The organism is Haemophilus sp. HMSC61B11, from assembly GCF_001838615.1.
In the GTDB taxonomy this organism is placed as follows: Bacteria; Pseudomonadota; Gammaproteobacteria; order Enterobacterales; family Pasteurellaceae; genus Haemophilus_D; species Haemophilus_D parainfluenzae_AD.
Genome location: NZ_KV837996.1, coordinates 34,326 through 42,048 on the forward strand (window position 1 = coordinate 34,326; position 7,723 = coordinate 42,048).

Below are 7,723 nucleotides of genomic sequence, written 5' to 3' on the forward strand. Positions count from 1 at the left end.
TTTTTTATCTGTCTATGGAAAGAATGGCACATTAATGTGCTTTAAATTAATCAACGGGTAGTGATTCCCTTAGGACTTATGAGTGTCAAAATAAAACAAACACGTTCTCCTTTATATCCGATTTTTCTCTTCGTCATCATTAATCTGATTATTTTCACCTTGTCTCGTCTTGGGCTTGCGATTTGGCAGGCAGACCGCGTCTCTGCGGTAGCGGGCTGGGGGCAATTATTCTTACAAGGCTTGCGTATGGATATCGTGGCTTTGTGTTATCTATTTGGTGTGCCAGCATTATTTACGGTGTTATTTCATAATAGCCGTATTTGGAAAATGATTTTACGTATCTGGCTTACCCTTGGTAGTGTGTTTATTCTGTTTATGGAACTCGCGACACCGGCATTTATCGAAACCTATGATTTCCGTCCAAACCGTCTGTTTATCGAATATTTAATTTATCCGAAAGAAGTCTTTTCAATGTTGATGGAAGGCCATTTAACTGCGGTCATTTTTAGCCTTATTTTTACCGTTGTTGCATTCGTTTGCTATTGGAAACTGTCTGGTTATGCGGTGAAAAATTTACGCCCAATGAGCTGGAAATTACGTCCTGTTGTAGCCTTGCTTGTGGTTGCAGTTGCTTTTTTAGGTGCACGTTCTAGTTTCCAACACCGTGGTGTCAACCCTGCAATGGTGGCTTTTTCTTCCGATGGTTTAGTGAATTCTCTTGTGTTGAATTCAGGCTATTCAGTTCTTTATGCGGCACAGCAATTTAAAGATGAAGGTTCATCTTCCGAGGTGTACGGCAAAATGGATACCGATGAAATGTTGCGTATTGTTAAAGCAAGCCGTGGCCGTCCTGAAAGTGATTATATTTCAGATAAGATTCCAACCTTAACGAAAAACCAAGCCACTTACCAAGGTAAACCGAAAAATATTGTCATTATTTTGGAAGAAAGTTTTGGCGCGCAATTTGTTGGTACATTAGGCGGAAAACCACTTTCACCTGAATTTGATAAATTAGCCAAAGAAGGCTGGTTATTTGAAAATCTCTATGCGACTGGTACGCGTTCTGTACGTGGTATTGAAGCTACTACAGCAGGTTTCACACCAACTCCAGCACGTGCGGTAGTGAAATTGAATAACAGTCAAAGTGGTTTCTTTACCATTGCAGATTTACTTGCTAAACAAGGTTATAACACTTCTTTCATTTATGGTGGTGAAAAGCACTTTGATAACATGGCAAGCTTCTTCTATGGCAACGGCTTCCAAAATATTATCGATCAAAAGGATTATCAAAATCCGAAATTTACTGCGACTTGGGGCGTGAGTGATGAGGATTTATTTGATAAAGCGAACGAAACCTTTACCCAATTACAGAATGAAGGAAAACCATTCTTTAGCTTAGTATTCAGTTCAAGCAATCACGATCCTTTTGAATTTCCGGATGGTAAAATTGAGCTTTACGAACAACCAAAAGCAACCCGTAATAACAGCGCAAAATATGCGGATTATGCCATTGGTTATTTCTTCAAATTAGCGAAACAATCTAATTATTGGAAAGATACCGTGTTCTTGGTGATTGCAGACCATGATTCCCGTGCAGCGGGTGCAAGCTTAGTACCAATTAAGCATTTCCATATTCCAGCGTTAATTTTAGGGGATCATGTTGAGCCTCGCCGAGACAGTCGTTTAGTGAGTCAAATTGATATGCCGACGACTTTGCTTTCTATTGCGGGCGTAAGCGGTAATTATCCAATGATTGGCTTTGATTTAACGCAAGATGTGAATCCTGATCGTGCCTTTATGCAATTCGATCAAACGCAAGCGTTAATGAAAGGTAATCATGATGTCGTTATCCAAACCCCAAATAGCAAAGCAAAAGGTTATGTTTACGATAAGGAAAAAGACACATTAACTGAAAAAGAAGTGCCGGAAAAAATGAAAAAAGAAGCACTGGCGCATGCTTTACTTGGCAGCTATTTGTATAAAAATCGTTTATATAAAGGCAGTGAAGAGAAATAAAGTGCGGTCAGTTTTAGGCTAATTTTAAAGGGCGAATGATTTCGCCCTTTTTCTTTATATGATTTTCGCTTAGTGATTTTCAGCAATCACACGTGGGAATAAAATATTATTTTCACGATGAATATGCATCATTAAATCGTCAATAAATTCTTGGATACCGCTGTAAAGTGCAAGCCATGTATTACAAGCATCTGCCGGAGGCGTCATATTGTTTGTTAATGATTTCAAAACTTCCAAATGTTCGCCATGTTCAGCATGTTCCATTTCCATCATACGAATTGGCATTTGTGCCATCATATAATTACCCGCTTTGATCATTGGGAAAAGCACATGCTCTTCTTTCATCATATGGTTGCTCAAATCCTCATAGACATTGCGTAATTCAGCCGCAACACCCATTGGACAATCTTCACGATCGCCATGAACACTTTCTACACGATCCGCTAAGACGATTAATTCTTGAAGTTGTTCACGATGGCGTTGATGGTAGCGAACTAAAATATGATCGATAATTTCAGGATAAGTTGCATTAACCCAATATTCTTCAGGGTTTTCTGCTTTGCTATTTTGAAGCTCGGTTAAACGGGTTTCAATTTCTGCTAAATTTAATCCTTTTTCTGCCGCTGCATTTGCAAGTGTATCGGAACCACCACAGCAGAAATCCAAATCGTATTCACGAAGTAGGGAAGTTGAGCCGGGTACGCTGACAGCGATTTCACTTAATTTTTTATCTCCAAAAGACATAATGAATCTCCTTATTGATGAGGTAGAGTTAGAAGTTGAGTAAAATACTAAGATAATAAAAGGAAAATGCAACGGTTTTTTTAGCAAAGTATGATTTAAATCAAAGCTAAAAGTTAAAGTTACCGTGTTGTAGGTATCGAGGAGTATTAAAAGTGAAAGTTGCATTGCTTTGATGAGGTGTTATTATTCGAGCATAGAGAGAGGATAATCATGAAGCGAATCTATCGATTTTTATCTGCTGGCTTGATGCTAGTAGTTTTAGGGGCTGGATATTTTTTTACGAATTTAACGATTTTTGACCGTACATTTATTCAACTAAAAACGTCACAAAAAGTGAGTTATATTCCTTTTAAAAACAAATTAAATATGAAATGTGACAAGGCTGATTATTCGGTGCCTAAATTAGCCAGTTCTCGTTTTAATTTGATAACTTGGAATGTACATAAAGGGCAAGATAAAGGTTGGCAAGAGGATTTAGAACGACTCTCTAAACAGGCTGATTTTGTGTTATTGCAAGAGGCGACACAATATCAAAATTTAAGTACATTTTCGACCGCACTTTTTGTGTCCTCTTTTTCTTTTAATGAGCTCTTATCAGGTGTCAAGACATTCACCCAAACACAACCCGAATGGTATTGCGGTGGTGGTGTAGCAGAACCAATAATTCAAATTCCTAAAGTGGCAAGTGTAATGAATTTGCCATTAGAAAAAGGCAATAGCTTGCTGCTTATCAATGTGCATTTAATTAATTTTGAATGGGAGATTTCAGCTTATCAAACCCAGTTAGAACAGCTTTTCTCACTTATTGAAAATTATCAAGGCTCCATCGTTATTGCGGGGGATTTTAATGCATGGAATGAAGATCGTCTTAATTTAGTGAATAATCTGATGCGAAAATACGGACTAGATTCTGTGGCGCTCTCTCAAGATGAGCGAGTGCGATTTTTAGGCTATCCACTGGATTATATTTTTACGCGAGGCGTAAAAGTGGTCAGTGCGACATCAGAAGTGGTTACTTCATCAGATCATAATCCATTATTGATGACGTTTGAATTGGAATAAAGTGCGGTCAGGTTTTGGGGAAATTTTAGGGCTAACGTTATGTTAGCCCTAGGTCTTAATTATTTAGTTTGGTTAATTAAGAATTGCGTTAATAAAGACACCGGACGACCCGTTGCACCTTTATTTGCACCTTGAAGCCAAGCTGTCCCCGCAATATCTAAATGCGCCCAAGTGTATTTTTTCGTAAAATTAGAGAGGAATGTGCCCGCAGTAATTGCACCGCCCCAACGACCGCCAATATTAGCTAAATCGGCAAATGGTGATTTTAATTGCTCTTGATATTCTTCACTTAATGGTAAACGCCATGCTTTATCGGTGGTTTGCTGTGCTGCTTGTAATAACTGTTCGGCTAAGACATCATCAGTTGAAACTAAGCCGCTGTTATGTTGACCTAAGGCAACTACGCAAGCACCTGTTAGGGTTGCGACATCAATCACATATTGCGGTTCAAAACGTTCTACATAGGTGAGCACATCACAAAGTACTAAACGTCCTTCCGCATCGGTATTTAATACTTCTACGGTTAAACCGTTCATCGTGGTGAGAATATCACCTGGGCGATAGGCATTGCCATCAGGCAAGTTTTCACAACCCGCTAATACGCCGATAACATTGAGTGGGAGATTTAATTCTGCAATGGCTTTCATTGTACCGAAGACAGAAGCTGCGCCACACATATCGTATTTCATTTCATCCATATCTGCGGCAGGTTTTAAAGAAATACCGCCCGCATCAAAGGTCAAGCCTTTACCCACTAACACGATTGGTTTCGCATTTTTATCAGGCGCATTGTTGAAATGTAAAATAGACATATAAGCTGGGTTTTGCGAACCGCGAGATACCGCTAAATACGCATTCATGCCAAATTTTGTCATGTCTTCTTCATCAATCACATCGAGGGAAAGTGCGGTTGATGTTTCAGCTAATTTTTTAGCTTGTTCTGCTAAATAAGCAGGTGTACAAATATTGGGCGGCATATTTGCGATATTACGCGCAGCTTTTACACCATTTGCAATGGCTTGCGCTTCTGCAATAGCTTGCTGAGCTTGTGAATCATCGGTATTAAAAACGATTTCTTGAAGTGCGATAGCATCCGCTTTTTTGCTCTTAAATTCATCAAATTGATAAAGGCTATGTTCGATGGTTTCAACAGTAAAACGCACATTCCAAAATAGATTGCGATCTTTAATTTCCACATCTGTTAAATTATTTACCGCTTGTTGAATAGTTAATTCTTTTAATGTTTGGGTAACTCGTTGGATTATTTGTTTAAATTGGCGTTCAGTCGTTTCCCCTTTTTTGCCACAACCTGCGACTAACACGCGTTTAGCTGCCAGATTCGGTAACGAATGAAGCAGAGTCGCTTGGCCAATTTTACCTGAAAGATCTTGGCTTTGAGCTAATTGACTGAGGTAGCCTTTTGTGATTTTATCGATTTCATTGAAACTTTTTGTCAATTCATTGTTCTCATAAATGCCGATGATAAGGCAATCGGTTGATTGAGAAAGTGCGGTTGAGTTTGCTTGATATTTCATGTTATTTCCTTATGTTGCTAATTTGCTATTTAAATCAGTCGAAATAAGGTATCATACGCCATCTAAATTAGCCAGTTTCCCATGTGTTTTAGTTAGAAAAAAGAATGATATTAACCCGATACTTAACAAAAGAAGTCTTTAAAAGCCAGATTGCGATTTTATTTATTTTGCTTTTAATTTTCTTCAGTCAACAACTTGTTCGCGTGCTTGGTTCAGCGGCAAATGGTAAAGTGCCAGCTGATCTTGTATTCTCTTTACTCGGATTAGGGATGCCGACAATGGCACAATTAATGCTGCCATTATGTTTATTTATCGCTATTTTGCTAACTTTCGGTCGTCTTTACGCAGAAAGTGAAATTACGGTGATGCGTGCCTGCGGTGTAGGCCAACGTATTCTTGTTCGCGTGGCGTTAATTCTTTCTTTACTCACAGCGGGCTTGGCTGCTTACAACGCTTTGTGGCTTTCCCCATGGGCGATTCAAAAACAAGCGGCAATTGTTGAAGATGCTAAAGCAAATCCCACCATGGGCGCGTTGACTTCGGGGCAATTTATGTCCACGAGCAACAATAATTTTGTTTTATTTATTGATAAGATCAATGGTAATCAAATCAATGATGTTTATCTTTTCCAAATGAAAGCCAAAGGCCAAACGAAGCCATCAGTGGTGACTGCTGAAAAAGGCGAATTAAAAGCCTTACCGAATGGCGACCAAGTACTGAATTTACAAAATACCTTGCGTGTAGAAGGTACATCGGTACTGCCTGATTTCCGTATTACGCATTTTGATGATTACCAAGCGTATTTAGGCCATCAAGAGACAAATACAGAAAGTGATGAAGCGGCTGAATTATCTTTTGAACAATTATTAAAAGATAAAAGTGCGGCGGCAAAAGCAGAATTGCATTGGCGCATTACCTTAATTTTAGCGGTGCCTTTAATGGCGCTCATCGCCGTGCCAATGAGCAAAGTGAATCCTCGTCAAGGTCGTTTTGCGAAAATCTTACCGGCATTATTGCTTTATTTAATTTACTTCTTATTACAAAGCTCGTTTAAATCTGCGGGTGGTGCAGGTAAGCTTGATGCAGGTTTATTAATGCCATTGGTAAATATCGCCTTTTTAATTTTAGGGATTGTGCTGAATAGTTGGGATAGTACCGCTATGCATAAATTCCGTCGTGTATTCAGAAAAGGATAATAACAATGTTGATGAATACTCTTGATCGTTATATCGGTAAAAGCATCTTAGGGGCAATTTTTGCCACGCTATTTACGTTGGTTGGCCTTTCGGCAATTATCAAATTCGTAGAGCAATTTCGTAGCGTAGGTAAAGGCTCTTATGATATTTGGCAAGCAGTGGCTTATACAGGTTTAACGATGCCAAAAGATGTAGAAACTTTTTTCCCGATGGCTGCTTTGTTAGGTGCCTTAATTGCTTTGGGTAATTTAGCCAGCCGTAGTGAACTAGTGGTAATGCAATCTGCGGGTTTTTCTCGCTTTAAAATTGGATTAGCCGTCATGAAAACGGCACTTCCATTGGTACTTTTTACCATGATTATTGGTGAGTGGGGAATTCCACAAACTGAACAGTTTGCCCGTGATATGCGTACTCGTGCACTTTCTGGTGGTTCAATGCTTTCAGTGAAAAATGGTGTATGGGCTAAAGACGGTAATAATTTCGTGTATGTGCGTCGAATTAAAGATGATGCGAAATTAGAAGATATTTATATTTATACTTTTGATGACCAGCGTAATCTCACGCATTTGAAGCATGCGAATCAAGCGCAATATTCTGCAGAAAATAATCAATGGCAGTTACGTCAAGTGAATAATTCAGCGGTATCAAAAGAGCAAATTACCACAACAAACCGCTTAACTGAAGATTGGGCAACAAGCTTAACACCAGATAAATTGGGGGCCGTTTCATTACGTCCAACATCATTATCCATTTCAGGTTTGTATGAATATATTGCTTTCTTAAAGCAAACGGGACAGGATTCTCGTCGTTTTGAATTAACCTATTGGCGTAAGATTTTACAGCCGGTTTCTGTGGGGGTAATGATGATGCTTGCATTGTCTTTCATCTTTGGTTCATTACGTAGTATCACCGCAGGAGCGAGAATTGTAACGGGGATTTGCTTTGGATTCTTGTTCTATGTCGTTAATGAAATTTTTGGACAAATGAGCGTGGTGTTTAATGCACCAGCTTTTTTAGGTGCGCTGATGCCAAGTCTCCTATTTATGGCAATCATTTGGTGGTTACTTGCGAGAAAACGAGATTAATTAACAAACATTAATCAAAAAGGCGAACTGACAAGGTTCGCCTTTTTGTTAGCTAAAAAAAGTGCGGTCAAAATTGACCGCACTT

At 39.0% G+C, this 7,723-nt stretch carries 6 protein-coding genes; 4 read left to right on the top strand and 2 right to left on the bottom strand.

Annotated elements, in window-relative coordinates; genetic code table 11:
- The first annotated feature begins 78 nt into the window (after window positions 1-78).
- Window positions 79-2,016, top strand: a complete 1,938-nt coding sequence (locus HMPREF3263_RS08105) for an LTA synthase family protein (protein WP_070853184.1) — start codon at window positions 79-81, stop codon at window positions 2,014-2,016.
- A 69-nt stretch (window positions 2,017-2,085) separates the two neighbouring features.
- Here the strand turns inward: HMPREF3263_RS08105 and ytfE are convergent, their stop codons facing one another.
- Window positions 2,086-2,760, bottom strand: coding sequence for an iron-sulfur cluster repair protein YtfE (gene ytfE, locus HMPREF3263_RS08110; RefSeq protein ID WP_005696334.1), 675 nt, complete (start codon window positions 2,758-2,760; stop codon window positions 2,086-2,088).
- Window positions 2,761-2,970: 210 nt separating this feature from the next.
- On the opposite strand from ytfE, the gene HMPREF3263_RS08115 reads away from it, so the two are divergent.
- Window positions 2,971-3,822, top strand: a complete 852-nt coding sequence (locus HMPREF3263_RS08115; protein WP_070853185.1) for an endonuclease/exonuclease/phosphatase family protein — start codon at window positions 2,971-2,973, stop codon at window positions 3,820-3,822.
- A 59-nt stretch (window positions 3,823-3,881) separates the two neighbouring features.
- On the opposite strand, the gene HMPREF3263_RS08120 is transcribed toward HMPREF3263_RS08115, so the two are convergent.
- The gene (locus tag HMPREF3263_RS08120; protein WP_070853186.1) at window positions 3,882-5,357 is read right to left on the bottom strand and encodes a leucyl aminopeptidase; all 1,476 of its coding nucleotides are present in this window, start codon (window positions 5,355-5,357) and stop codon (window positions 3,882-3,884) included.
- 104 nt (window positions 5,358-5,461) lie between these two features.
- Between HMPREF3263_RS08120 and lptF the strand changes: the two genes are divergently transcribed.
- Entirely contained in the window at window positions 5,462-6,553 is a 1,092-nt protein-coding gene (gene lptF / locus HMPREF3263_RS08125; RefSeq protein ID WP_005697287.1) for an LPS export ABC transporter permease LptF, read from the top strand.
- Between the two features lie 11 nt (window positions 6,554-6,564).
- A complete protein-coding gene (lptG, locus tag HMPREF3263_RS08130; protein WP_176747775.1) occupies window positions 6,565-7,638 on the top strand; it encodes an LPS export ABC transporter permease LptG in 1,074 nt (357 codons plus the stop codon).
- The last annotated feature ends 85 nt before the right edge of the window (window positions 7,639-7,723 follow it).

What these genes read in the sequence shown, in the direction of transcription:
- HMPREF3263_RS08115 (WP_070853185.1), top strand. Translation starts at nt 2,971, where the DNA reads ATGAAGCGAATCTATCGATTTTTATCTGCTGGCTTGATGCTAGTAGTT.
- lptG (WP_176747775.1), top strand. Translation starts at nt 6,565, where the DNA reads ATGAATACTCTTGATCGTTATATCGGTAAAAGCATCTTAGGGGCAATT.
- lptF (WP_005697287.1), top strand. Translation starts at nt 5,462, where the DNA reads ATGATATTAACCCGATACTTAACAAAAGAAGTCTTTAAAAGCCAGATT.
- HMPREF3263_RS08120 (WP_070853186.1), bottom strand. Translation starts at nt 5,357, where the DNA reads ATGAAATATCAAGCAAACTCAACCGCACTTTCTCAATCAACCGATTGC.
- HMPREF3263_RS08105 (WP_070853184.1), top strand. Translation starts at nt 79, where the DNA reads ATGAGTGTCAAAATAAAACAAACACGTTCTCCTTTATATCCGATTTTT.
- ytfE (WP_005696334.1), bottom strand. Translation starts at nt 2,760, where the DNA reads ATGTCTTTTGGAGATAAAAAATTAAGTGAAATCGCTGTCAGCGTACCC.